The sequence below is a fragment of the Helicobacter vulpis genome (assembly GCF_003660395.1).
Classification (GTDB): domain Bacteria; phylum Campylobacterota; class Campylobacteria; order Campylobacterales; family Helicobacteraceae; genus Helicobacter; species Helicobacter vulpis.
This window is the reverse complement of record NZ_QXQT01000009.1, coordinates 27,700-49,780: the sequence shown is the minus strand read 5'-3', so window position 1 is coordinate 49,780 and position 22,081 is coordinate 27,700. Positions and strand designations below refer to the sequence as shown.

At 49.8% G+C, this 22,081-nt stretch carries 22 protein-coding genes; 15 read left to right on the top strand and 7 right to left on the bottom strand.

Going from position 1 to position 22,081, the window contains the following annotated elements; all coding sequences use genetic code 11:
* Positions 1-8: 8 nt before the first annotated feature.
* Positions 9-671, bottom strand: coding sequence for a dethiobiotin synthase (bioD, locus tag EAO38_RS04370; protein ID WP_121021474.1), 663 nt, complete (start codon positions 669-671; stop codon positions 9-11).
* An 80-nt stretch (positions 672-751) separates the two neighbouring features.
* On the opposite strand from bioD, the gene EAO38_RS04365 reads away from it, so the two are divergent.
* The 12 genes from EAO38_RS04365 to EAO38_RS04310 are packed head-to-tail and all read left to right on the top strand — an operon-like array spanning position 752 to position 10,425.
* Positions 752-1,168 carry a universal stress protein gene (locus EAO38_RS04365; protein ID WP_121021472.1) on the top strand — a complete coding sequence of 139 codons (417 nt, stop codon included), beginning with the start codon at positions 752-754 and terminating at the stop codon, positions 1,166-1,168.
* 17 nt (positions 1,169-1,185) lie between these two features.
* Complete coding sequence (locus tag EAO38_RS04360; RefSeq protein WP_121021470.1) at positions 1,186-3,402, top strand: AAA family ATPase; 2,217 nt, start codon at positions 1,186-1,188, stop codon at positions 3,400-3,402.
* 8 nt (positions 3,403-3,410) lie between these two features.
* On the top strand, positions 3,411-3,779 hold the full coding sequence (panD, locus tag EAO38_RS04355; RefSeq protein ID WP_121021468.1) for an aspartate 1-decarboxylase: 369 nt from the start codon (positions 3,411-3,413) through the stop codon (positions 3,777-3,779).
* Positions 3,773-4,075, top strand: a complete 303-nt coding sequence (locus EAO38_RS04350) for a YbaB/EbfC family nucleoid-associated protein (protein WP_121021466.1) — start codon at positions 3,773-3,775, stop codon at positions 4,073-4,075. The genes panD and EAO38_RS04350 overlap by 7 nt, the downstream gene beginning before the upstream one ends.
* A gap of 6 nt (positions 4,076-4,081) precedes the next feature.
* Positions 4,082-5,083 (top strand): DUF7488 domain-containing protein, encoded by a 1,002-nt coding sequence (locus EAO38_RS04345; RefSeq protein ID WP_235852515.1) that lies wholly within the window; start codon positions 4,082-4,084, stop codon positions 5,081-5,083.
* Positions 5,070-5,954 carry a polyprenyl synthetase family protein gene (locus EAO38_RS04340; RefSeq protein ID WP_121021463.1) on the top strand — a complete coding sequence of 295 codons (885 nt, stop codon included), beginning with the start codon at positions 5,070-5,072 and terminating at the stop codon, positions 5,952-5,954. Before EAO38_RS04345 ends, EAO38_RS04340 begins: the two co-directional genes overlap by 14 nt.
* Complete coding sequence (gene surE / locus EAO38_RS04335; protein ID WP_121021461.1) at positions 5,951-6,718, top strand: 5'/3'-nucleotidase SurE; 768 nt, start codon at positions 5,951-5,953, stop codon at positions 6,716-6,718. Before EAO38_RS04340 ends, surE begins: the two co-directional genes overlap by 4 nt.
* Before the next feature lie 36 nt (positions 6,719-6,754).
* Positions 6,755-7,414 (top strand): hypothetical protein, encoded by a 660-nt coding sequence (locus tag EAO38_RS04330; RefSeq protein ID WP_121021518.1) that lies wholly within the window; start codon positions 6,755-6,757, stop codon positions 7,412-7,414.
* 3 nt (positions 7,415-7,417) lie between these two features.
* The gene (locus EAO38_RS04325) at positions 7,418-8,053 is read left to right on the top strand and encodes a 6-pyruvoyl trahydropterin synthase family protein (RefSeq protein ID WP_121021459.1); all 636 of its coding nucleotides are present in this window, start codon (positions 7,418-7,420) and stop codon (positions 8,051-8,053) included.
* A complete protein-coding gene (locus EAO38_RS04320) occupies positions 8,050-8,802 on the top strand; it encodes a 7-carboxy-7-deazaguanine synthase QueE (protein ID WP_121021457.1) in 753 nt (250 codons plus the stop codon). Before EAO38_RS04325 ends, EAO38_RS04320 begins: the two co-directional genes overlap by 4 nt.
* Complete coding sequence (locus EAO38_RS04315; RefSeq protein ID WP_205588344.1) at positions 8,802-10,121, top strand: DHH family phosphoesterase; 1,320 nt, start codon at positions 8,802-8,804, stop codon at positions 10,119-10,121. The genes EAO38_RS04320 and EAO38_RS04315 overlap by 1 nt, the downstream gene beginning before the upstream one ends.
* Positions 10,111-10,425: a hypothetical protein gene (locus EAO38_RS04310; protein ID WP_121021455.1), complete on the top strand. Its 315-nt coding sequence runs from the start codon at positions 10,111-10,113 to the stop codon at positions 10,423-10,425. The genes EAO38_RS04315 and EAO38_RS04310 overlap by 11 nt, the downstream gene beginning before the upstream one ends.
* 24 nt (positions 10,426-10,449) lie before the next feature.
* Here EAO38_RS04310 and EAO38_RS04305 read toward each other — a convergent pair whose 3' ends face one another.
* The 4 genes from EAO38_RS04305 to EAO38_RS04290 form a co-directional block, all read right to left on the bottom strand.
* A complete protein-coding gene (locus EAO38_RS04305) occupies positions 10,450-11,163 on the bottom strand; it encodes an HpaA family protein (protein ID WP_121021453.1) in 714 nt (237 codons plus the stop codon).
* Positions 11,164-11,322: 159 nt separating this feature from the next.
* Positions 11,323-12,762: a type I glutamate--ammonia ligase gene (gene glnA, locus EAO38_RS04300; protein WP_121021451.1), complete on the bottom strand. Its 1,440-nt coding sequence runs from the start codon at positions 12,760-12,762 to the stop codon at positions 11,323-11,325.
* 43 nt (positions 12,763-12,805) lie between these two features.
* Positions 12,806-14,866, bottom strand: a complete 2,061-nt coding sequence (locus EAO38_RS04295; RefSeq protein ID WP_121021449.1) for a carbon starvation CstA family protein — start codon at positions 14,864-14,866, stop codon at positions 12,806-12,808.
* Positions 14,867-14,895: 29 nt separating this feature from the next.
* Positions 14,896-15,744: an outer membrane beta-barrel protein gene (locus EAO38_RS04290; protein ID WP_235852514.1), complete on the bottom strand. Its 849-nt coding sequence runs from the start codon at positions 15,742-15,744 to the stop codon at positions 14,896-14,898.
* Positions 15,745-15,866: 122 nt separating this feature from the next.
* On the opposite strand from EAO38_RS04290, the gene EAO38_RS04285 reads away from it, so the two are divergent.
* Genes EAO38_RS04285 through EAO38_RS04275 form a run of 3 tightly spaced genes read left to right on the top strand, consistent with a single transcriptional unit; the run spans position 15,867 to position 19,667 of the window.
* The gene (locus tag EAO38_RS04285) at positions 15,867-17,414 is read left to right on the top strand and encodes a glycerol-3-phosphate dehydrogenase/oxidase (protein WP_121021445.1); all 1,548 of its coding nucleotides are present in this window, start codon (positions 15,867-15,869) and stop codon (positions 17,412-17,414) included.
* Between the two features lie 9 nt (positions 17,415-17,423).
* Complete coding sequence (gene glpK / locus EAO38_RS04280; protein ID WP_121021443.1) at positions 17,424-18,911, top strand: glycerol kinase GlpK; 1,488 nt, start codon at positions 17,424-17,426, stop codon at positions 18,909-18,911.
* Positions 18,912-18,920: 9 nt separating this feature from the next.
* On the top strand, positions 18,921-19,667 hold the full coding sequence (locus tag EAO38_RS04275; RefSeq protein WP_121021441.1) for an MIP/aquaporin family protein: 747 nt from the start codon (positions 18,921-18,923) through the stop codon (positions 19,665-19,667).
* On the opposite strand, the gene dnaK is transcribed toward EAO38_RS04275, so the two are convergent.
* On the bottom strand, positions 19,657-21,537 hold the full coding sequence (gene dnaK / locus EAO38_RS04270) for a molecular chaperone DnaK (protein ID WP_121021439.1): 1,881 nt from the start codon (positions 21,535-21,537) through the stop codon (positions 19,657-19,659). The two genes, EAO38_RS04275 and dnaK, sit on opposite strands and share 11 nt — an antisense overlap.
* 21 nt (positions 21,538-21,558) lie before the next feature.
* Positions 21,559-22,077 (bottom strand): nucleotide exchange factor GrpE, encoded by a 519-nt coding sequence (gene grpE / locus EAO38_RS04265; protein WP_121021437.1) that lies wholly within the window; start codon positions 22,075-22,077, stop codon positions 21,559-21,561.
* Positions 22,078-22,081 lie beyond the last annotated feature (4 nt).

Below are 22,081 nucleotides of genomic sequence, written 5' to 3'. Positions count from 1 at the left end.
TCATATTCTCAACAAGGGACTAATATCGCATCTAAAAGGCGCGCGCTCTGTTCGGGGAATTCTAAAATCGGGGTTTTAAGCGCGGTGTTGAGGTGGTCAATATAGGGTTTGCAAATTTGATAATAGGCGCGTTTGTCGCGCACATTGATGAGGATTTGATGGGGAATTTTACGCGCATTGAGATACTCTTGATTGAGTCGCACATCATTGAGCATGCCTAACTGATCCGTGCTCACTAACAGGAGCTTCATTTTGAGAAATACACATAGATCGAGGATGTTATTCTTAGCATCTAGGGGGACTAGCAACCCCCCCACTCCCTCTACGATGAGTAAATCGCAGCGATCTTGCAGAGCGTCTAATTTTTTTTTGATCTCTTTAAAATCTAGGGTATCTAAGTGGGGTTCAAAACGGGCTGCCACAAAGGGGCTCGCCCCCAGTACATAGCGGTAAAAACTGATGTCTTCTAAATGCAAATGCGCTTCTGTGTCCAAATTTTCTTGCAGAAATAGCCCGGCATCGCTTGTTTCCCCTGCACTGACCCCGGTTTCAATGGGCTTGGCCAGTAAAGTTTTGATCCCACGTGCCTTGCACAATTTGGCAATTTCTAAGGAAAGTGTCGTCTTGCCCACATGCGTATTAGTCGCGCTCACAAAGATGGGGGCATACATGAGGATCCTTTGCGTATTTTAGGCAGTAGCTTAAGCTTATTTCTCTTATAATGGCTTTAAGATTTTCGCAAAGGTGGCGCATGCTAAGGGTTCTTTTTGGAATTAGCGATACGCAGGAATGCAGAAGTGGGCTGGACGCGGTGTTGAAGCTTTTTACCAAGCTCAAAGAAGTGCGTTTTACTCTTGTACATGTGAGCCCTGAGGTGTTGATTTATCCAGAGAGTGGGATCATGAATTACAGCCAAGCAGAAGTGGTCGCGCATGAGCAATCCAACCAACTCTTAGAGGAATTTACCCAATTATTCACCCAAGAGGGGATCGCCTGTGAAGGTTTGCTGAAAGTGGGTAACCCAGTGGATGTGATCTTGGAGATGGCCCCTAGTTTTGATCTCTTAGTGATTGGGGCGAGTGAGTCTTCGGCCTTTTATAAAATCTTTGGGTCCCATCAAAATAGTTTTATTGATAATTCCCCCATCCCTGTTTTGGTCGCTAAATGAATTTTTAAAGGTTGTCAATGCCCTCTATCACTGTTCGCTTGCATCGTATTCTCAACGCTTCTGTAGCGCTTGCCTCTAAGTTATCTCACCGCTTCACCACCGTCGAACACATCTTTTTGGTAATGCTCAACGATAAAGAAGTACAAGGTTTTTTACGGCAGTTGGAAGTAGATATTTTAGACGCTAAACAGATTATCCAAAGTTATCTCGTGGAGAGCGTGCCCATTTTTTCCAGCACCGAAGAGCGCAAACGCCCCAAGCACGATCAAGAGCTATTAGACCTATTCCAAGCTTTGGAAGGCTATGCTCAAGACACGCCCTATAAGGTCATTGATGTGCAGGACTTTCTCTTTATCATGTTGCAAGAGAACAAAAGTTACAGCGCGCGGGTGTTGCGTTCTTTCCATGTGGATAGCCTCAAAATCCTAGAGCACCCCCCCCTCTCTTTCTCTAAAGAAAAAGTTTCAACCCTACAGAAGTTTGCTAAAAACCTCAACGAATTGGCCAAGAAAAACGCCATTGATCCGGTTTCACACCGCGATACAGAACTCAAAAAGGTGATTGAAGTGTTGGGGCGGCGCAAAAAGAACAACCCCTTGTTGGTGGGCGAGCCAGGCGTGGGTAAAACCGCGATCGCAGAGGGCTTGGCGCTTAAAATCGTGCAAAAGGATGTCCCCTCTTTCTTGCTCCAGCGCACTATCTACGCGCTGGATTTGAGCGCGATGGTGGCTGGGAGCAAATACCGAGGCGAGTTTGAAAAGCGCTTAAAAAAAACCCTCAAAGAATTGCAAAAGGACAAGGGAAGCATTCTATTCATTGATGAAATCCATACAATCCTAGGGGCAGGGGCTTCTAGTTCGGGCGCGCTCGATGGGGCTAATATCTTAAAACCCATGCTGGCCGATGGGAGCTTGAGCTGTATTGGGGCGACCACTTTTGATGAGTTTCGATCCGTCCTAGAAAAGGACAAGGCCTTTTGTCGGCGTTTTGGCAAGATTGACATCTTAGAGCCCTCTAAGCAGGATTGCTATGGCATTTTGGACAATCTTTGTGCCTACTATGAAGGCTATCACCATGTGCGCTACACCAAAGAGGCGCTAAAAGCCTGTGTAGACCTCTCTGCGCATTATTTGCATGAAAATTTTCTCCCAGATAAAGCGATTGACTTGATGGACATGGCCGGCTCCTTTAAAAAGATTTATGCCCCTGCCACCCCGCCCCCTACGATCTCCAAAAGCGATATTGAAAATGTACTCTCTTTTAAAATTGACATCCCTAAAGCCCGCTTGAGCTTAGAAAAAAAGAATCAGCTAAAGGGGCTTGAGGAGCAGCTCAAAAAAGAAGTGGTCGCTCAGGATGGCGCGATTGAACGCTTGGTAGAGGCGATTAAAATCCACGCCTCCGGTTTAGCCGGGGAGCAAAAGCCCATTGGGAGTTTTCTATTTGTGGGGCCTAGTGGGGTGGGCAAAACAGAGCTTGCCAAAGCCCTAGCCAAGCATCTAAACCTGCATTTAGAGCGTTTTGACATGAGCGAATACAGAGAGCCCCACAGTTTTTCAAAGCTCATTGGCGCGCCTACTGGCTATATAGGCTTTGATCAGGGCGGGCTCTTGGTGAACGCCCTGCGCAAACATCCCCACTGTGTACTCTTGCTCGATGAAATTGAGAAAGCGCACCCCAATGTTTACGACCTGCTCTTGCAAATCACTGATAACGCCACGCTCACGGACAATACCGGGCGCAGGGCGGATTTCAGGCATGCTATTCTCATTTTAACCTCCAATGCGGGCAGCAATACCTTAGGGCATGTGGGCTTTTTAGACGATCACAACCAAAAATACCACAAGGCACTAAAGGATTTGTTCAGTACAGAACTGCGCTCGAGATTGGACGCAGTCCTCACTTTCAACCCCTTGAGTTTGGAGCATTTGGAGCGCATCGCCTATAAGGAGTGCCGCAAATTGGAGGCGTTGCTCGCCCCTAGAAATATTAGCCTCAGCTTAGACAAGAGTGCTGGGGCGTATTTGGCCAATCTCTGTTTCAAAGACCCCCTAGGCGCGCGCGTGATGGCAAAATTAGTACATGAGCACATCAAGGTCAAACTCAGCGAGGCGATTCTCTTTGGCGGGCTTAAAGATGGGGGGAGCGCGCGTGTGGTGCTCAAAGATCAAGAGATCAAGGTGGTGTGCAAACAGAAAACGCGCGCCAAAGCTAAGAAATTGAGAAACTCTTAAGGATGGCCATGTCTGCTTCTATGCCAGTGCTTTATTCTAAGATTCACCGCGCAGTGGTTACCGATGCGAATTTGCACTATCAAGGTTCGATCACCATTGGCAAGACTTTGATGCAGGCGGCTAAATTGCACCCGTGGATGCAAGTGGATGTGGTGAATATCAACAATGGGGCGCGTTTTAGCACCTATGCGATCGTTGGAGAAGACGGCCATGAGATCTGTGTCAATGGTGCGGCAAGCCGCCTGGTACAAATTGGAGATCAGGTGATCATCTTGGCCTACATGCACTTAAGCCTAGAGCAGATCCCCACCCACCAGCCTCATATTATTTTGCTAGGGGAGAATAACGCGATCTTGGAGAAAGGAATGCCATGCTAGATTTGGGCCAGTTGGGTGGGTTGTTGTCCCAACTTCAAGAACAATTTAAGGAGATGGAGGCCAAACAAAAAGCCACGCAATTTGATGCCAAAAGCGGGGGAGGATTGGTGAAGGTGTCTATCAATGGTGCGGGCGAACTCTTGGACATCCACATTGACGATAGCCTCTTAGAGGATAAAGAAGCTCTGCAAATCTATTTGATGAGCGCACTCAATGAAGCCTACAAGCAAGTCGAAGAGGGGCGCAAGAACTCCGCTTTTGGCATGTTGGGTGGCTTAAACCCCTTTGGCAAGTAGGTTTGTTTGGCTTTGATCGGGCGTTTATTAGCGGTTGTATTCTGCTGTGCGTCCTTAAAAGCCTATGATTTTTCTCAATGCATCCAATACCACCACCATGCCACGCATAGCGGAGGCGTGTCGCTCTTTTGGGATCACAGACAGGTTGTTTTTATGCGTTCTATGCACGCGCCCAAGGGGGTTAAAATCCTCAAACACGACCCCTTCATCGGGTTTTATCTGATCCAAGCCCCTAAAACCCAATTTGCCTACCATCTTTTAGACATTGACGCACAAGCCTATAAACGCCCCCTAGCCAGTGTTAGCGCGCAAGCTAGAGCGGGGTCTATCTTGCAACGCCAAAGGGGGTTTTTGCACTTTGCGCGTTTTTCTAAACCCATGCCTGTCAATGCGGTGGTGAGCAATATTTGTTACCAAATCTATGGCGTGGGTGTGGGCGGGCATGAGTTCATTGAATCGAAATATCTCAAACGCTTTTTACAGCAGAAAAGCCCCTACTATGGCGATATTGGGGTGCGGGTGCGCACGGGGGTGATCGTACAGAGTGTAGACCCCTTTTTCAAACACAACCCTTTCTTAGAAGGCGATGTGATCACGCGTATCAACGATCAACCCATCCGCAACGCCCAAGATTTTGAATGGGTGGTGAGCAATTTGGCCTATCAAAGCCATGCACGCATCATCGTTAAAAGAGGCCGTGCCCTAAAAACCCTTGTGGTGCGCGTGGACAAAAGGCATGGGGGATTTTTATTGCCCGACACTTTTTTAGAACGCTTTGGGATTTCTCTCAATGGCAATCTAGTGATCACCAAAGCCACCCGCCTAGCCCCGCCTTTGGACAAACTCCAAGTGGGGGATCAATTGCTCTGGATCAATAAACACCCCATTGTCAAGCCCGGGCAATCTGCGCGCGTGGCTTTGCAAAGAGCGTTGAGCGGGGCGTTTATGCAGGGGCGCATTGAAATGCTAATTCTTAGAAATGGGTTTGAATTTTATGTGCGCCTCTAAGCTGGATTTGTATGCTAGTGTCTGTGAAGACTTTAATCATTATGTTTTCTATGCCAAGCCTAAGATAGAAACTTTTCACCCCTTTTTTGAAACCGCCCTTTGGGAGATGTTAGAAAATGGGGGCAAACGCTTTAGGCCTAAATTGTTCTTAGCGGTACTATGCGCTTTTGAAAGCGACCTAAAGGCCCTGCATGCGTGTTTCCCGGTGGCCCTTGCTCTAGAAGTCCTGCACACCTATTCGCTCATTCATGATGATTTGCCCTGTATGGACAACGCCTCTTTGCGCCGAGGCCACCCCACTTTGCATAAAACCTATGGCGTTACCACCGCCACTTTAGTGGGCGATGGGCTCAACACCTATGCCTTCGAACTCTTGGCCACAGCCTCTCTTGTGGACACTCTAAAAATCTCTTTAATCACCACCTTAGCGCAATGTGGGGGAGTTGGGGGCATGGTGTTAGGACAAGCGCTAGATTGCCACTTTGAGCACCAACCCCTCCAAAGAGATCAATTAGAGAGTTTGCACCTCTTGAAGACGGGCAAGCTCATCGCGGCGAGCTTGAAGATGGGCGCGCTGGTGGTGGGCGATCGCGCTCCTTCAAATTTGCCCCAAGCCCTCTTTGATTTTGGACTCCAATTAGGGTTGTTTTTTCAAGTACGCGATGACATCATCGATCGCACCCAAAGCCCCGCCCAATCGGGCAAGAGCACCCAGCTAGACACTTTTAAAAACAATTATGTCAATCTCTTAGGACTTCAAGAAGCACAGGATTATTTGCAAAACCTCAAAGAGGAGTTATTAGAGGCACTGCAAGCCTTCCCCCCCACTCTTGCGCTCTATTTACAGACCTTGCTCAAGGAGCTCGCATGAAACCACATATCTTGCTCACTAATGACGATGGTTACGAAGCCAAAGGGCTGTTAGCGCTAAGAGATGCGCTAGAGAGTATCGCCGATGTGATGGTGGTCGCGCCCAAAAACGAACGATCGGCCTGCGGGCATGGGATCACCATTAGAGTGCCCTTGCGTGTGGAAGAGATGGGCGCGGGGTATTTCCGTGTAGACGATGGTACACCCAGCGATTGCGTTTCTTTAGCCGTTTCCATGAGTCAAAGACCATTTGATCTGATGATCTCAGGAATCAACCACGGGTCTAACATGGGTGAAGATGTACTGTATTCAGGCACGGTGGCCGGGGCCATTGAGGGCACTCTGCAAAAAATCCCCTCCATCGCCATCTCCCAAAGCATTCAAGATCGCGTTAAATTTGCCCAACACGATTTTGGCATGGCCACTAAAATTGTCCTGCGCCTCGTGCAACAATGTATCAAGCATGGCTTCCCCTTTGCCCCAACAGCGCGTAAATTCTTGAATGTGAATATCCCCCAGCGCGCCCCCAAAGGCATTAAGATCACTCAACAAGGCGTGCGTCTCTATGCCAATAATATCCATCTTAAAACCGATCCCAAGGGCAAACAATATTGTTGGCTAGGACTCAATCCTTTGAAATGGGAAGAGCGCGCGGGGGGGTTGAACGATTTTGAAGCGATCGCGCATGGCTATGTGTCTATCACCCCTATCACGCTCAACATGACCAGTTATACCGATTTACAAATTCTGCAGGAATGGGTGTAAATGCCCAAACTTTGTAGTAAAATGGCGGGCATGGAAATGACGGTGTGGATACGGCGTGCTTTTTTGGTCTTGTTGGTGCCCTTAGTGTTTGTACTCACGGGTTGCCACCGCTTGAATATGGGGTATTTCTCCGAAGTGCGGGGGGATTATGCCTTTAATTACAACGCGCCCATTGTGGTGGTGCATGATAAAGAGGACATGGTCAGTGCGTATTATTTGCAATTCATCATCTACAAACTGCAGCAACTAGGCTTTTACAATGTCTTTAGGCCTCAAGACTATCCCATCTCTCAAGCTAAGAACACCATTTATGTCCATGTGGTACGCAATATCATGGCACAGCCAGTTTATAGCTATGATTACACCTTGATTGAGCGCACCAAGCGCCACCGTTGTTACTGGCATGAAGGGCAGTTTTATTGCGCCAAAGTGCCCACCAATTACTACGCCATTAGCGGGTTTTCTGCCTCTAGTGAAATGTTGGTCGGCTCGCATTTCATCCTAGATTGGTGGGATAATGTGCGCAATAGGCGCGTACTCTACATTGATGGGAGTGTGAGCGGTAAGACTTGTGGCTACAATAAGCTCTATGAGGATTTGATTGGCGACACCATCCAGCGCATTGATTTTACCCGCTCTGAGCACTACCGCTACTACCAAAAACTCCCCATCTACATGCCATGTTACAAGCGTTAGATCATGCAAATTAGACGAACTTTTCATTTTTGTGCTAGCCATATCGTGCGCAACTGCACCTCCAAGCGTTGTGCGAGCAGTATCCATGGACATAATTACACCCTAGAGGTTTTTGTGGAGGCGCACAAGCTCGATCATGCAGGGATGATCTTAGATTTTGGCTTGTTTAAAAACGAGATCGCTAGCTTCATTGATGCCTTTGATCACGCCCACCACTTTTGGGATCGCGAATCCCCAGAATTTCAAGACTTCATTGCCACCACCTGCACGCGCCATGTGAAATTAGGTTTTAACCCCAGTGCGGAGGGGTATGCCCTGATGTTTCATCTCTTTTTAGACGCGATAGTGCGCGCCACAGAGTTTCATAATGGCGAAGCGCCTTTGAGTGTGAGTGCGGTGCGCGTACATGAAACCAATTATGGCTATGCCCAAAGTTTTAAAGCCGATTTGCAAAATCCGGATTTAATGCGTTCTATCTCTTTAGAGAGTGTGTGTTTTTCTCCGGGCATTTTAGAGGAGATGCCAAACCCCGCTTTGATAGATCAGCTCAAGCAGTATTATTATCTCCTAGCCTGCGCGATCATCCCCCCCAAAAAGCCCTTTAGCAGCCCCCCACCCCTACAGCAAATCCCCCTATGACACCCATCCCCCTCGTGGAAGCCTTTTACAGCCTGCAGGGGGAGGGGGCGCATGTGGGCGCGCCCAGTGTCTTTGTGCGCTTGGGCGGGTGTAATTTGCGCTGTAAGGGTTTTGGGGTTGAGGCTATTGTACAGGGGCGTAAGATTGTGGGCTGTGATAGCGCGTATGCGGTACATCCCCTCTATGCCCAAGAGTGGCGCAAGCTAAAGAGCGCTCAAGAATTGTTAGATCTCATCTACGCGCTCACTCCCCCCACGCCCCACCTACCCCATATCGTGCTCACAGGAGGCGAACCCACCTTGCATTTTCAAAATCCCCTCCTTTTAAGCGCGCTAGAAACACTTTTAGAGCAGGGGTATTTTATCAGTGTGGAGAGTAATGGGAGTGTGTCTTTTGAGTTCTGCCCCCCCCTGCGCGCCTTGCATTTTACCTTGAGTGTCAAACTCGCCTTCAGCTTGGAGAGCGCGCACAAACGACTCAATTACGCCGCCCTGCATGCGATCCTAGAGCACGCGCGCGCGATCTTTAAATTCGTGGTGCGCCCCAAAGCCCTAGATCAAGACCTAGCCCAAATCGACTCCATCTTAGAGACTCTAGCCTGCCCTCCCCCACCCATTTATCTGATGCCTCTAGGTACCCATAGCATAGAAGAACATGCCAAAATTTTAGCCCCTGTGTGCTTGCAAAGAGGGTATCATTTGAGCGATCGCTTGCATATCCGCCTATGGGGCGATACGCGGGGGCGTTGATGTTAGAGGCGTTTCGTGCCCATATTGCAAACATCACTAAGGACGATGGCAAGCACAAATTTAGCCTAGAGAGCGTGTTAGAAATGGGCGCGGTGTCCCAAGCCCTAAGCCTTTTGCATGAAGCCATCCAAACACAACGCCAGATCATCCTTGGAGGCGATTACGATTGCGATGGCATGAGCGGGACAGCACTTGTACTTTATTTTTTAAGACATGTGATCAAGCATCCCAAACTTGCCTACATCATCCCGCGCCGCAACACCGATAGCTATGGCATGAGTGTGGAGCTTTTAGAAGAATACGCCCAAAAACGCCGCCTTGTACGCACGCGCTACGCTCAGGGGCAATTAGCAGGGGGAGAGCCCCTAGATTTTCACAATAGCCTATTTTTAACCATTGACAATGGCGCGACTATTCTAGATGCCGTCTGTGATTTTTTGCATGCCCACAACACTCCCTTAATTTTGAGCGATCACCATGAGTTTTTAGAGGGGCGTATCCCTGCCTGCGATACCTTTGTGCATCCACTCTTAAGTGATAACCACCCCTTTCATGGTATTAGCGGGGCGTGTGTGGGCTATTTGCTCATGCTTGCCTACGCCAAGCGCTACCACATTAAAATGCGCCCGCAAGATTGGACTTACATGCAGGTTTTAGCCGGGCTTAGTACCATTGGGGATATGATGGATTTGAGCACCCCCTATAACCGCCACCTAGTCCAGCGCATGGATCACACCCTGCAAACCTCTATGCCGGCCAATCTAGCCCAACTCTACCAGCTCAAAAGCCGCTCCTACCCCCAAAAATACAAATTGAGCATGCTCAGTTGGGACATTATCGCCCCCATTAACGCCGTGGGGCGCATGGATGGCATTGAGGGGTGCGTGCATTGTAGCGTGGTGGTGGATTTGCTCTCCAATACAGAGGCTAACCCCCATTACGCCCATCTTTTACTCCAAGCCCACCAACAGCGCAAAGATCTGATCGCCCAAACTCAAGAGAGTTTAAAGGCGGTGGTGTGTGGGGGGGTGGTGCATGCGGGTGGGGCGATCGCGCGCGGGCTTATGGGCTTGATTGCCAACCAACTCTTAGAGCAACATGCCAGCAGAATGAGTTTGTGTTGGCGCTACGAACAAGAGAGCATTGAAGCCTCTTTGCGCTCCAAAGAAATCGATCTCATCGCCCTACTAGGGCATTTGCAAACCAGCGGGATCAATGTCATGGGGGGTGGGCACAAACGCGCTTGTGGGATGGTCTTTGAGAGCCAACAAGATTTTCAAGACGCTTTGATCTATTTAGAAAGACACCATGCTTTTTGAAGTGGATCGCATCGCCACTTTGCACTCTAGCGAGTTTTTAGCCCTGCTCAAACAGGGTGAGCCCTATGGCGTGGGCAATGAACCCCCGCAATTTGCCGTGCGGGCGCGCTTGAAAAATCATGTCTTAATGGGGCGCAATCGCGAACATGCCCGCTTGGAGCTTGAGGATTCTAGCGGATTGCTCAAAGTCTTGTGGTGGTTTCACAAACTCCCCTGCTTGCAAAAGGGGGATTTGGTGCGCGTGGTGGGCACTTACGACTATGTGGATTGCAAACTGCTCTGTATAAATTTTGCGCGCCTCTAATGGGGCGCGTGTGCGCCAAAAGGGTTAATGGGATTTGGTCTGTTTGAAGTTCTCAACTAAATGCTTGAAAGGTTTGAGATTCTGAGGCATGAGATCTTGAGAGAGTTTAGCCACACTCCTTGCATAGACCTTAGATAACACAGCATCGACATGCTTGTCAAAGTTTTTATCGCGCACGGACACACTTTGACTAACAGGCATGAACCCGCCCGAACTGGTGCGTTGCCTGCGAATCACGGTGTGCGTTTTGACTTTGAAGCTGGGCAATTCTATGCTGGCCATGTGGAATGCGTTATTGCTCTTGGGCTCTACTAATTTGAGACGCAAGAAGCCCGCAGAGACATCTGTAAAGTCCTCTTCAATGCCCTGATTGTTTTGAGTGAGTTTCATGTCCGCGTCTTCTAAAATATTGATAAAGGCACTCACATGCACCACTGCAAAGACCTCATCTTGTTGCTCGGGACTGAGCTTAGCCCCAGTAAACACGGAAAAGCCCCGGTTTTTGAGCATTTGGGCGAGCTGCTCTTGTAAGGATTTCGTGAACTTGTCCTGCAGGGCCGCAGAGACATTTTTACTGAAATCCAGCGACAAAGGGGCTAGTGCTAGCGTGTAGTGATTTTTGGGTTGGACTTTTTCATGCAATTCATAGACATACTTATCCGTTGTTGCGTGGTGTTCTGCAGCATAAGCCAGCCCAGCCACTCCCAAGAAAGCGCATAAAACTACCTTCTTATACATACCAATCCTTTTTTAAAAAAATTTTTGCCATGTTAGCTTAAAATAGTTAATAAGCTTAACGTTTTTTTAAAAAGCGCGTTGCTAATTTTAGCATGCGCATCATTAGCTTGAACTTTTTGAGACTATCCCAAAGGGACGCGCCCCTTCTACGCCTAGCCATCAGCATGAATAGGTGGTTTCAAACTCAAAGGGGTGGGGCTTGCTCTCCCAAGGAAACACCTCAGATTTGAATTTGAAACTCTGGTAGGCTTGGATAAACTCTTCGCTAAAGACAGCTCCCTTTTTCAAGTAGTCTTTGTGGGCTAACATCTCTTCTAGAGCACTGCGCAGAGTGTGGGGCAACTGCTTGATACCCTGATCTCTAATCTCATCTAGAGTGAGTTTGAAGAGATTCATGTCCATGGGCGCGCCTGGATCGCTTTGGGTGTGGATGCCATCTAGCCCGGCCATCAAGATCGCTGCAAAGGCCAAATAGGGGTTGGACGAATTGTCTGGAAAACGCAGTTCAAAGCGGGTCGCCTTGCCGCTCACGCCATAGGGGATACGCACGCTCGCGCTGCGATTTTGCGCCGAATAGGTCAGAATAGAAGGGGCTTCAAAACCCGGGATCAGCCGTTTGTAAGAATTGCTAGAGGCATTCGTGAACGCCGCCAAACTCCTAGCGTGTTTGAGCACGCCACCCAAAAAGTGTAAGGCCATTTGGCTTAGGTTCTTATACACCCCCCCATAAAAGAGATTTTCCCCATTTTGCCAAATACTCACATGGGTGTGCATCCCGCTCCCATTGTCTCCATGCAAGGGCTTTGGCATGAAAGTCGCGCTCTTGCCATTCAAATGCGCAACCATCTTCACCACATATTTGAGCTTTTGCACATTGTCTGCCGCTTCTACTAAATTCCCAAAGCGCACCCCGATCTCTCCTTGCGCTTGGGCTAACTCGTGGTGGACAACATAGGTTTCTAACCCCACTTGATTCAACACCTTGACAATTTCAGCGCGCAAATCCATCATGGTGTCCGTGGGAGGGGTGGGCAAATACCCGCCCTTACGCCCGGTGCGATGCCCAAAATTCACCCCCCCCTCAAAACTGCGATCCCGATTCCACTCCCCCTCTTCGCTATCAATTTCGTAGTATTGGCAATTCACATCCCCCTTCATCTTAATCGAGTCAAAGATGAAAAACTCATTCTCAGCCCCAAAATAGGCCATGTCCCCCAAGCCACTCTCTTGCAAATGCTTTAAGGCGCGCTTGGCGATCACTCTAGGGCATTTCTCATACTCTTGTTGTTTGTAAATATCCCAAACATCGCAAAAGACAACGGCCGTGATGTCTGCGCTAAAGGGGTCAAGAAAGTAGCGCACCAGATCGGGCTGTAAGATCATGTCTGATTTGTCAATGCTCTGCCACGCCTTGAAACAACTTGCGTCAAAAGGAATGCCCTGTTGCAACAGCTCTTTATCCACACTGGAAAAAGAATACCCGATGTGATTCCAAGTGCCCTTCACATCGGTGAATCTGAAATCCACAAACTCCACTTCCTTTTCTTTGCAAAAATCTAAGAATTGTTGTATATCAGCGTCGCTATTATGAATGTCCATGCCCAGCCTTTCTTTTTTTATCTCCATTCTAACATGTTCTAGGTTAAGACACAGCCACAAAGGGGGTTTCTGCTAAGGGCGGGTTCACCTGACCCTTGTAGGCCCTATAGCAAATGCGTACACTGGCCACGAGCACGATACAAGCGACCAACATGAAAAACACGCATAGGATCGCATCTATAGTGTGGTTGGCTATAGAATGCTTGAGCAGGCTAAGTTGCTTGGGATCGTTAGTGGTGGCCAGCTTTTCTAAGAGGGTTTGGAGGGTGGCGACATGGGAGACATGGTTTAACACGCTATTATCCCCCCTGGGCAGGACTTTTAGCACCCCGCTATAAAGGGTGATTGCTAAAATGAGACTAGCGGGGACTGCGGTTACTAGCGCGTATTTAAAGCGTTGCATTTTAAAAAGCACAGTGGTACCCAACAAGAGCGCCATGCCCGCTAGCATCTGGTTACTCACCCCAAACAAGGGCCAAAAGGTGTAAATCCCCCCTTTGGGATCGATGGTGGCTTGGTGTACAAAATGCCCCCATAGCGCCACACATAAGAGCGTGGCCAAAATCCCCGCGCCATAGGATTTCGTGTCGCCTAGAGGTTTGTATAAATGTCCTAGAATGTCTTGAATCATAAAGCGTGCGGTGCGCGTGCCCGCGTCTACAGCCGTGAGAATAAAGAGGGCTTCAAAGAGGATTGCAAAATGATACCAAAAGGCCATCACACTAGGGTTGCCCACGAGTTTGTACACCACCATACTCAACCCGATGGCAAAGGTGGGCGCGCCCCCCGTACGGCTTAAAATACTCTGTTCGCCAATATTGCGCGTGATCTCTTGGATTTCTTGAGGGGTGATAGAAAAGCCCCAAGAACTGATCACTTGGGCAGCTTGGGCGATGTCATGACCTATTGCGCTAGCGGGCGCGTTGATGGCAAAATACAACCCGGGGTGCAAGATAGTGGCCATGAGCAAAGCGGTGATCGCCACAATGGACTCCATCATCATAGAGCCATAGCCCACCAAACGCGCATGACTCTCTTTGGCGATCATTTTAGGCGTGGTGCCTGAGGCAATGAGGGAGTGAAAACCGCTAATAGTACCACAGGCGATGGTGATGAAGAGAAAGGGGAAGAGCGCGCCGGCAAAGACCGGACCGCTCCCGTCTATAAAATGGGTGATCTTAGGGATTTGCAAGGGCGGGGCGACCACAACGATTGCCCCAATCAAGATCACAATCACCCCGATTTTTAAAAAGGTACTCAAATAATCCCTAGGGGCTAGCAAGAACCACACGGGCAAAATAGCGGCCACAAAACCATAAGCGGTAATGAGCCATGCTAGAGTGCCCTCATGGAGTGTGAAATAAGAAGCCAACACGGGATCATTGGCCACCACCTTGCCATAAGAGATCGCCCCCATCAAGAGCGCAAAACCCAGTAGCGAACTCTCTAAAACCTTGCCCGGGCGCAAAAAGCGCATGTAAAGCCCCATCAAAATGGCAATGGGGATGGTCATCGCGATGGTAAAAAGCCCCCAGGGGGAGTGCGCTAGGGCTTTGACAACCACCATGGCCAAGACGGCAATCAGAATGATCATGATCGCCAAAATCCCCAACATCGCAAACCAGCCCACCACCGGGCCCATCTCATCTTTGATCATTTCCCCTAAAGACTTCCCATCCCGCCGCATAGAACAAAACAACGCCACAAAGTCATGCACACAGCCCCCCAACACACTCCCAATTAAAATCCACAGCACAGAGGGCAAGTATCCCATTTGCGCGGCCAAAATAGGCCCCACTAAAGGCCCCGCCCCGGCAATGGCGGCAAAATGATGCCCGAACATCACCACCGGATTAGTGGGCACATAGTCGCGCCCGTCATTGTGTATGCAAGCGGGCGTGGCGCGCGCGTTATCTAAGCACAAAACCTTATAGGCCACAAAATGGCTGTAAAAACGATACCCCAAAGAATAAATACAAATGGCCGCACACACCAGCCAGAGCGCGTTAATGCTCTCCCCCTTGTGCAAGGCCAACATCCCCAAACACACCGCCCCCACAAGTGCCACCAATCCCCATAGCCAATAACCCAAAGACTTAGGCATGGAAGACTCCTTTGCGTCCCTAGAAATTGCTAGAAATTATAGATATAGTTAGCAAACAATGCCAACTTGCGCTGGAGGGTGATTTCTGCAGAGCCACCCTTGCCATAATTCCCCCACTTATTCTTATCTACTTCCTTGTAGTAGGGGTGGGAGATGAAGGGGTAGCGTACCCCCACTTCAAAGCCTTGATGCTTGCTTAAATGCACTCTCAAGCCGGCTTGAAGGGCCACTTGGAAACTGGGTAGTTGGAAGTACTTGGCCTGATTGCCACTGGCCTGTATGATTGCTGCTTGATTTTTCCACACCGCGTCCGCACTCACGCATTCACGCGCTAAAAGAGGCAGTTGGGTTTGGCAAGTCTTATTGCTGGCATAACTCTTGCCTAGTAGCCAGCTCTCTCCTCCCAAAATACCCCCCACAAACATGCCAAAACTCTGATCGCCCTTATCGTAGAAATTGGCCAGCAAATCCAGCCCCGCTCCGTAGAAAAAAACCGCCGCGCTTTGGGTAGCATTGATCCTTTGGGCTTGGGCGTTGAAAGTCAAATAAGAGTAACTCCCCCCCTGCGCGCTGCCAAAGGCGAAGTAACGCAGGCCAAAGAGTTTTGGTTTGCCAAAGAATTGCTTATAGCCCACTTGCAAATTACCCCCATAGAGCGCGCCCGTGTGTGTGTCGCCCCCGGTGATCTTATCGCCCACATGGGGGACAGGCGCAAAGGGTTCGTAAAGATTTTCCATCACCATTTTAAAACCCCACACACGCGTAAAATGGGAGTAAACAAACCCACCCCCCACAAACACCCCATTTTTCTCTGCACACAACCCACCCACAAACCATGCAAGCAAACCGATGGCATGCTTTAGTCTCAAAAGTAACAAACTTGATCCCTTAGAGTTGATTCTGCACAATATATCATAGAGATGCTTTGGTGTTGTGCCTGCCATTAGCGTTTTATTAACTATTACACCCAACACTTTTATATTATAGAGTTGGGGATTTGATGCAACGCGCAAGACAATTACAAGGCTTACAAGGGGGAACGTGGGATTTGATCATCATTGGAGGGGGGGCCAGTGGGCTGGGTTTGGCTTTGGATGGGGCGAGTCGGGGCTATAAAACTCTCTTACTAGAGGCGCGCGATTTCACTCAGGGCACCTCCAGCCGCTCCACTAAATTATTGCACGGAGGGGTGCGCTACCTAGCTCAAGGGGATTTTGGCTTGGTTTATGAAGCCTTGCATGAACGAGGTACCTTGATTGAAAACGCCCCGCATTTATGCGCATGGCAGGGCTTTGTAATCCCCTGTTCTCACTTGGGGCACGCGCTATTTTATGGCTTGGGGCTAAAGATCTACGCTCTTATGGCAGGCAAATTGCAAGCGCATGGTAGCGATATTGTTTTCAGACCCGAAGGGTTGTTGCCTGGGGTACGCCCCAAGAAATGCCAATATGCCGTGCGCTATTATGATGGGCAATTTGATGACGCGCGCTTGGGGATCACCTTGGCTTTGAGCGCGCATGCCCATGGGGCTAACTTGCTCAATTACATGGAGGTAGACCGTCTACTCTTTGATTTGGATCAAAAAATCTGTGGGGTGGGGGCACAAGATCGCTTGGGTCAACAGAGTTTTGAATTGCGCGCGCCATGTGTGATCAACGCCACAGGGGTTTTTACCCAACGCATCAACCAAATGGACCCCAGTACCGCGCAAAACGCCATCACGCCTAGTCAGGGGATTCACCTTGTGCTAGACTCCAAATTCCTGCCCTCCAAACACGCGCTCATGATCCCTAAAACTCCCGATGGACGTGTGTTATTCGCCATCCCTTGGCATGGTAAATTGCTCGTGGGTACCACGGATACCCCTCTTCAAGAAGTCCGCTATGACCCCCTCCCTTTAGAAGAGGAAATCGATTTCCTCTTAGACACCTTGGGGCGGTATTTAGAACAGCCTCCCACAAGGCAGGACGTGCGTTCTGTCTTTGTGGGGCTTAGACCCTTGATGGCTTCCAGCCACACCCGCGCGACCAAAAAGCTCTCTAGAAGCCATAAGATTTACATCGCCCCTAGCGGTTTGGTGCATTTGAATGGGGGTAAGTGGACAACTTATAGACGTATGGCGCAAGAAACCCTAGATTTGTGTGCCCAACAGGGCCTACTGCCTCCCAAAACTTGCCAAACTAAGAGTTTGAAATTGCATGGCTACACCACAGATGCGCCAGACTCGCATCTAAGAGTCTATGGAGCGCAGGCCCAAGATATTTTGGATTTAGAACGCGCTGACCCCACCCTTGCGCGCAAAATCCACCCCGCACACCCCTATAGTTATGCACAAGTATTTTGGGCTCTAGAACACGAAGTGGCTTTTAGCCTAGAGGATGTCCTCTCAAGACGCATACGCCTGCTTTTGCTAGACGCGCGCGCGGCTTATGATTGCGCCATGCCAGTGGGGCAATTTATGGGCACGTACTTGGGCTGGAGCGCGCAAAAAACCACCCAGGAGATCGCAAGTTTTCAAAGCCTTGCGCGCGCCTATATCTTGGAATAAGGAGAGTTGATGCAGGCTTATTTGATGGCCCTAGATCAGGGCACCACTTCTTCGCGTACTTTGATTTTTGACAAACAGGGGCGTGTTGTCTCGATGGCACAAAAGCCCTTCAAACAGATTTTTCCTAAGCCTGGTTGGGTGGAACACGACCCTAAAGAAATTTGGGCTAGCCAGATCGCCACGCTGACAGAAGCCCTGGCTAAGGCCAATTTAGATGCCAAGAATATCGCCGCCATTGGAATCACCAACCAGCGCGAGACGACCGTGCTTTGGGATCGCGCCAGCGGAGAGCCCATCTATAACGCCATCGTGTGGCAGGACCACCGCACCGCCGATGTGTGCGAAGCCCTTAAAACCACTAGAAAGCAATGGATCTATGACAAAACCGGCCTAGTGGTAGACGCGTATTTCTCAGCCACCAAAATCCAGTGGCTCTTAGAACATGTGCCCGGGGCTAGGTCTAAAGCCCAAGCGGGGGATCTGTGCTTTGGCACAATTGACTCTTGGTTACTTTACAATCTCACGCGCCACCAAGTGCATGCCACCGATCCTAGCAACGCCAGCCGTACCATGCTCTATAATATCCACACCTTGCAATGGGATAGAGAACTCTTAGAACTCTTTGACATCCCCGCTGCGATCTTGCCGGAAGTGAAATCTTCTAGTGAAATCTATGGACACAGCGCCACGCGTTGGGTGGAGCGCGAAATCCCCATTGCGGGCATTGCCGGGGATCAGCAAGCGGCCCTTTTTGGGCAAATGTGCACAGAACCCGGGCTTATCAAAAGCACCTATGGCACGGGCTGTTTTCTCTTGATGCACACGGGGGACAAGCCGGTAGCCAGCCAAAACAATTTGCTGAGTACCATCGCTTGGCAGGTGGGGGGGGAAACCAGTTACGCTTTAGAGGGCGGAGTGTTTGTGGGTGGAGCGGCCATCCAGTGGCTCAGGGATGGGGCGCGCATGATTCGCACCGCAGCAGACATCAATAATCTAGCAGGCACAGTGGAGGACAATGGAGGGGTGTATGTCGTGCCCGCCTTCAGTGGCTTAGGCGCGCCTTATTGGGATCAGTATGCCCGGGGAAGTGTCTTTGGGCTCACGCGCGGGAGCACAGACGGGCATATTGCGCGCGCCATTTTGGAGGGGATCGCCTTTCAGGTACACGACATCATTGAAGAGATGCAAAAGGACGCGCACACACAGGCGCGCCAAATCCGCGTAGATGGGGGGGCTAGCGCGAGCGACTGCTTGATGCAGATTCAGGCTGATATTTGTGATGTGCAGATTATCCGCCCCCAAAATATCGAAACCACCGCGTTGGGTGCGGGCTATTTAGCGGGTTTAGCGGTGGGTTTTTACCAAAATCTAGAAGAAATCAAATCCTTATGGGCGATCCAGCAGACCTTTAACCCCCAACTGGACAAGCAGAGAGTCAAGGAAATGTTGCGCTTTTGGAATAAAGCGGTACAGGCTTCAAGGCATTGGTTAAGCTAGGGGTGAGCCATGGAGATTTTCATCTACGAACTCTTGGGAACGGCCTTGATGATTTTGCTGGGCAATGGCGTAGTGGCCGCATGCTGTTTGGAGGGCACAAAATGCGGGGGAGCTGGGGCGGCTCAGTGGATGGTCATCACCACCGCGTGGGGTTTTGGGGTCTTTGTGGGGGTGGTGGTGGCAGGCCCACATAGCGGGGCGCATTTGAACCCGGTGGTAACCCTTAGTCTAGTTTTGCTAGGCAAGGTGAGCCTTTCAAACCTGCCGGTGTACTTGGCAGGGGAATTCCTAGGCGCGATGTTGGGGGCTCTGTTGGTGTATGGGCTGTATTACGAACATTTCAAGATCACCCAAGATGCCGGCGCGAAACGGGCGTGTTTTTGCACAGAACCGGCTCTTAGAAACCCCTTGTCTAATTTCTTGAGCGAGTTGGTAGGGGCCTTTGTGCTAATCTTTGTGATTTTGCATTTTAGCGACCCCTCCATCCACACCCAAGACCCTAGCGCTAAGATCGGCTTGGGGAGCTTAGGCGCGCTACCGGTGGCCTTGTTGGTGTGGGCAATTGGGTTGTCTTTAGGCTCCACAACCGGATATGCGATCAACCCAGCTAGGGACATGGGGCCTAGAATTGTGCTAGCTCTTTTGCCTTTAAAGGTGTCCCCCGATTTTGCCTATGGCTGGATTCCCTTCAGCGCCCCCCTAGTGGGTGGGGCGTTGGCTGTGGGCTTGTATAGTGCGCTGGGAGCTATCGCCTAGCGTCTTCTACTTCTGCGTCAATCACATCGTCCTCTTTTTTATTTGTTTGGGGGTTTTGCCCCTGATCTTTGCGCATCATCGCTTCGGTAAGCTTGCCTGAAACTTCGCCCAAATGTTTCATTTTGGCTTCTAACATCTCTTTGGTGGCGTTTTCGTCCTTGAGCGCGGCTTGCAAATCCCCTAGCGCGGCTTGGATTTTCTCCACTTCGCTGGGCTCTAAATTGGCCTTGTGTTCTTCTAGGCTTTTCTTGGTTTGGTGTGCCAAACTTTCAGCCTGATTCTTAGCCTCTACCACCGCTTTACGGCGCGCGTCTTCTTCCTTGTGCAATGCGGCATCTTGGACCATTTTTTCAATTTCGCTCTCGCTCAAACCGCTCGATCCAGAGATTTTGATCTCTTGGGATTTGCCGGTGTTCTTATCCTTAGCAGAGACGGTGAGAATCCCATTGGCATCGATGTCAAAGGTCACTTCAATTTGGGGCATGCCTCTGGGAGCGGGGGCGATTCCGGTCAAATCAAACTTGCCCAAAGATTTATTGTCTTTGGCAAATTCTCTTTCCCCCTGCAAGACCAAGATAGAGACCGCGGGCTGGTTGTCCTCTGCGGTGGAGAACACTTGGGCTTTTTTAGCCGGGATGGTGGTGCCCTTTTCAATGACCTTTGTCATCACGCCCCCTAGGGTTTCAATGCCAAGGCTTAAGGGGATCACATCCAAGAGCAAGACATCTTTCACATCGCCTTTCAACACGCCCGCCTGGATGCTCGCGCCCACTGCCACCACCTCATCGGGGTTCACAGATTTGTTGAGCTCCTTGTTAATAAAGGCTTTTACCCTCTCTTGTACTTTGGGGATACGCGTTGAACCCCCCACCAACACCACTTCGGCAATGTCATTTCTACTAAGCCCCGCGTCTTCGATCACGCTGTCAATTTTGCTAATGGTGTCCTCAATGAGATCCTCAATCAAGCTTTCAAATTTAGCGCGGCTGAGTTTTTTCACCAAGTGTTTAGGCCCGCTGGCATCCGCGGTGATGAAGGGCAAATTGATCTCTGTTTCTTGCGCCGAGCTCAACTCTTTCTTGGCATTTTCGCTAGCTTCTTTGAGGCGTTGCAAGGCCATAATGTCCTTTTTGATGTCGATTCCGCTCTCGCTTTGGAATTCTTTGGCGATGTAGTCAATGATGCGGTTGTCAAAGTCATCGCCCCCCAAAAACGCATCGCCCCCAGTGGCCAAGACCTCCACCACATTGTCCCCGGTTTCAAGAACTGTCACATCAAAAGTCCCCCCGCCTAGATCGTAGACCATGATCTTTTCAGAACCTTTCTTATCCAAGCCATAGGCCAAAGCCGCCGAAGTGGGTTCATTGATGATGCGCAAGACATTTAAACCCGCAATCGTACCGGCTTCTTTAGTGGCCTTTCTCTGGCTGTCGTTGAAATAGGCTGGCACGGTGATCACCGCCTCATTCACCTCTTCGCCCAAGTAGCTTTGCGCATCCTCTTTGAGTTTCATCAAGATTTTGGCTGAAATCTCTTGAGGGGTGTAGATTTTGCCCGCAATTTCAATCGCGCATGCCCCATTGCGATCCACGATTTTATAGGGCAAGCGCTTTTTAGCCTCTTGAGCCTTGTCTTCATTGCTCATCAAACCCATGATGCGTTTGATGGAGTAAATGGTTTTTTCTGGATTGGTGATGGCTTGGCGTTTGGCGCTCTCGCCCACTAAAATCTCCCCCTTATCCGTAAAAGCCACGATAGAAGGGGTGGTGTTTTTACCCTCTTTATTGGCGATGATTTTTGCCTCATTGCCCTCATAGATCGCCATTGCGGAGTTGGTAGTCCCTAAATCGATTCCGATCACTTTTGCCATTTTGTATCCTTTGTGTTGAATTTAATTGTTTTTAGCGATGCTCACCATCGCGGGGCGCAATAAGCGCTCTTTGTACTTGTAGCCTTTTTGAAACACCTCCACAATTTCCCCTTCTTGCTTGTGCTCTGCGCTCACATGCATAACCGCGTTATGCACACTGGGGTCAAATTCTGCCACGCATTCTACGCATTCAATGCCATGCTTGGCCAACACTTCGTGCATTTTGTGCAAAGTGAGCTCCAAGCCCTTAGAAATAGGCCGCTCCCCCCTGGTCTCCTCCTCTTTGCGCGCGCTCTCTAGGGCGGCATGCAACGCGTCGATCACAGGCAAGAGATCGCAGGCGATTTTTTCATAGGCGTACTCCAACGCCATCGCCTTGTCTTTCTCTAGTCTTTTTTTGGCGTTTTCAAAATCCGCATGGGTGCGTACATACAAGTCCTGCGCCTCTTTGAATCTGGCCTGATAATCAATATCTGGCTTGGGTGTATCCTCTTGTGAGGCGCTCTCTAGTTCTTGCGTCTCTTCTGGTTGTTCTGTCATGATC

Coding starts and splice junctions, on each gene's coding strand:
- panD (WP_121021468.1), top strand. CDS start 3,411: ATGTCTGCTTCTATGCCAGTGCTTTATTCTAAGATTCACCGCGCAGTG.
- surE (WP_121021461.1), top strand. CDS start 5,951: ATGAAACCACATATCTTGCTCACTAATGACGATGGTTACGAAGCCAAA.
- EAO38_RS04330 (WP_121021518.1), top strand. CDS start 6,755: ATGACGGTGTGGATACGGCGTGCTTTTTTGGTCTTGTTGGTGCCCTTA.
- EAO38_RS04365 (WP_121021472.1), top strand. CDS start 752: ATGCTAAGGGTTCTTTTTGGAATTAGCGATACGCAGGAATGCAGAAGT.
- EAO38_RS04360 (WP_121021470.1), top strand. CDS start 1,186: ATGCCCTCTATCACTGTTCGCTTGCATCGTATTCTCAACGCTTCTGTA.
- grpE (WP_121021437.1), bottom strand. CDS start 22,077: ATGACAGAACAACCAGAAGAGACGCAAGAACTAGAGAGCGCCTCACAA.
- dnaK (WP_121021439.1), bottom strand. CDS start 21,537: ATGGCAAAAGTGATCGGAATCGATTTAGGGACTACCAACTCCGCAATG.
- EAO38_RS04350 (WP_121021466.1), top strand. CDS start 3,773: ATGCTAGATTTGGGCCAGTTGGGTGGGTTGTTGTCCCAACTTCAAGAA.
- EAO38_RS04295 (WP_121021449.1), bottom strand. CDS start 14,866: ATGCCTAAGTCTTTGGGTTATTGGCTATGGGGATTGGTGGCACTTGTG.
- EAO38_RS04315 (WP_205588344.1), top strand. CDS start 8,802: ATGTTAGAGGCGTTTCGTGCCCATATTGCAAACATCACTAAGGACGAT.
- bioD (WP_121021474.1), bottom strand. CDS start 671: ATGTATGCCCCCATCTTTGTGAGCGCGACTAATACGCATGTGGGCAAG.
- glpK (WP_121021443.1), top strand. CDS start 17,424: ATGCAGGCTTATTTGATGGCCCTAGATCAGGGCACCACTTCTTCGCGT.
- EAO38_RS04275 (WP_121021441.1), top strand. CDS start 18,921: ATGGAGATTTTCATCTACGAACTCTTGGGAACGGCCTTGATGATTTTG.
- glnA (WP_121021451.1), bottom strand. CDS start 12,762: ATGGACATTCATAATAGCGACGCTGATATACAACAATTCTTAGATTTT.
- EAO38_RS04325 (WP_121021459.1), top strand. CDS start 7,418: ATGCAAATTAGACGAACTTTTCATTTTTGTGCTAGCCATATCGTGCGC.
- EAO38_RS04310 (WP_121021455.1), top strand. CDS start 10,111: ATGCTTTTTGAAGTGGATCGCATCGCCACTTTGCACTCTAGCGAGTTT.
- EAO38_RS04340 (WP_121021463.1), top strand. CDS start 5,070: ATGTGCGCCTCTAAGCTGGATTTGTATGCTAGTGTCTGTGAAGACTTT.
- EAO38_RS04305 (WP_121021453.1), bottom strand. CDS start 11,163: ATGTATAAGAAGGTAGTTTTATGCGCTTTCTTGGGAGTGGCTGGGCTG.
- EAO38_RS04320 (WP_121021457.1), top strand. CDS start 8,050: ATGACACCCATCCCCCTCGTGGAAGCCTTTTACAGCCTGCAGGGGGAG.
- EAO38_RS04285 (WP_121021445.1), top strand. CDS start 15,867: ATGCAACGCGCAAGACAATTACAAGGCTTACAAGGGGGAACGTGGGAT.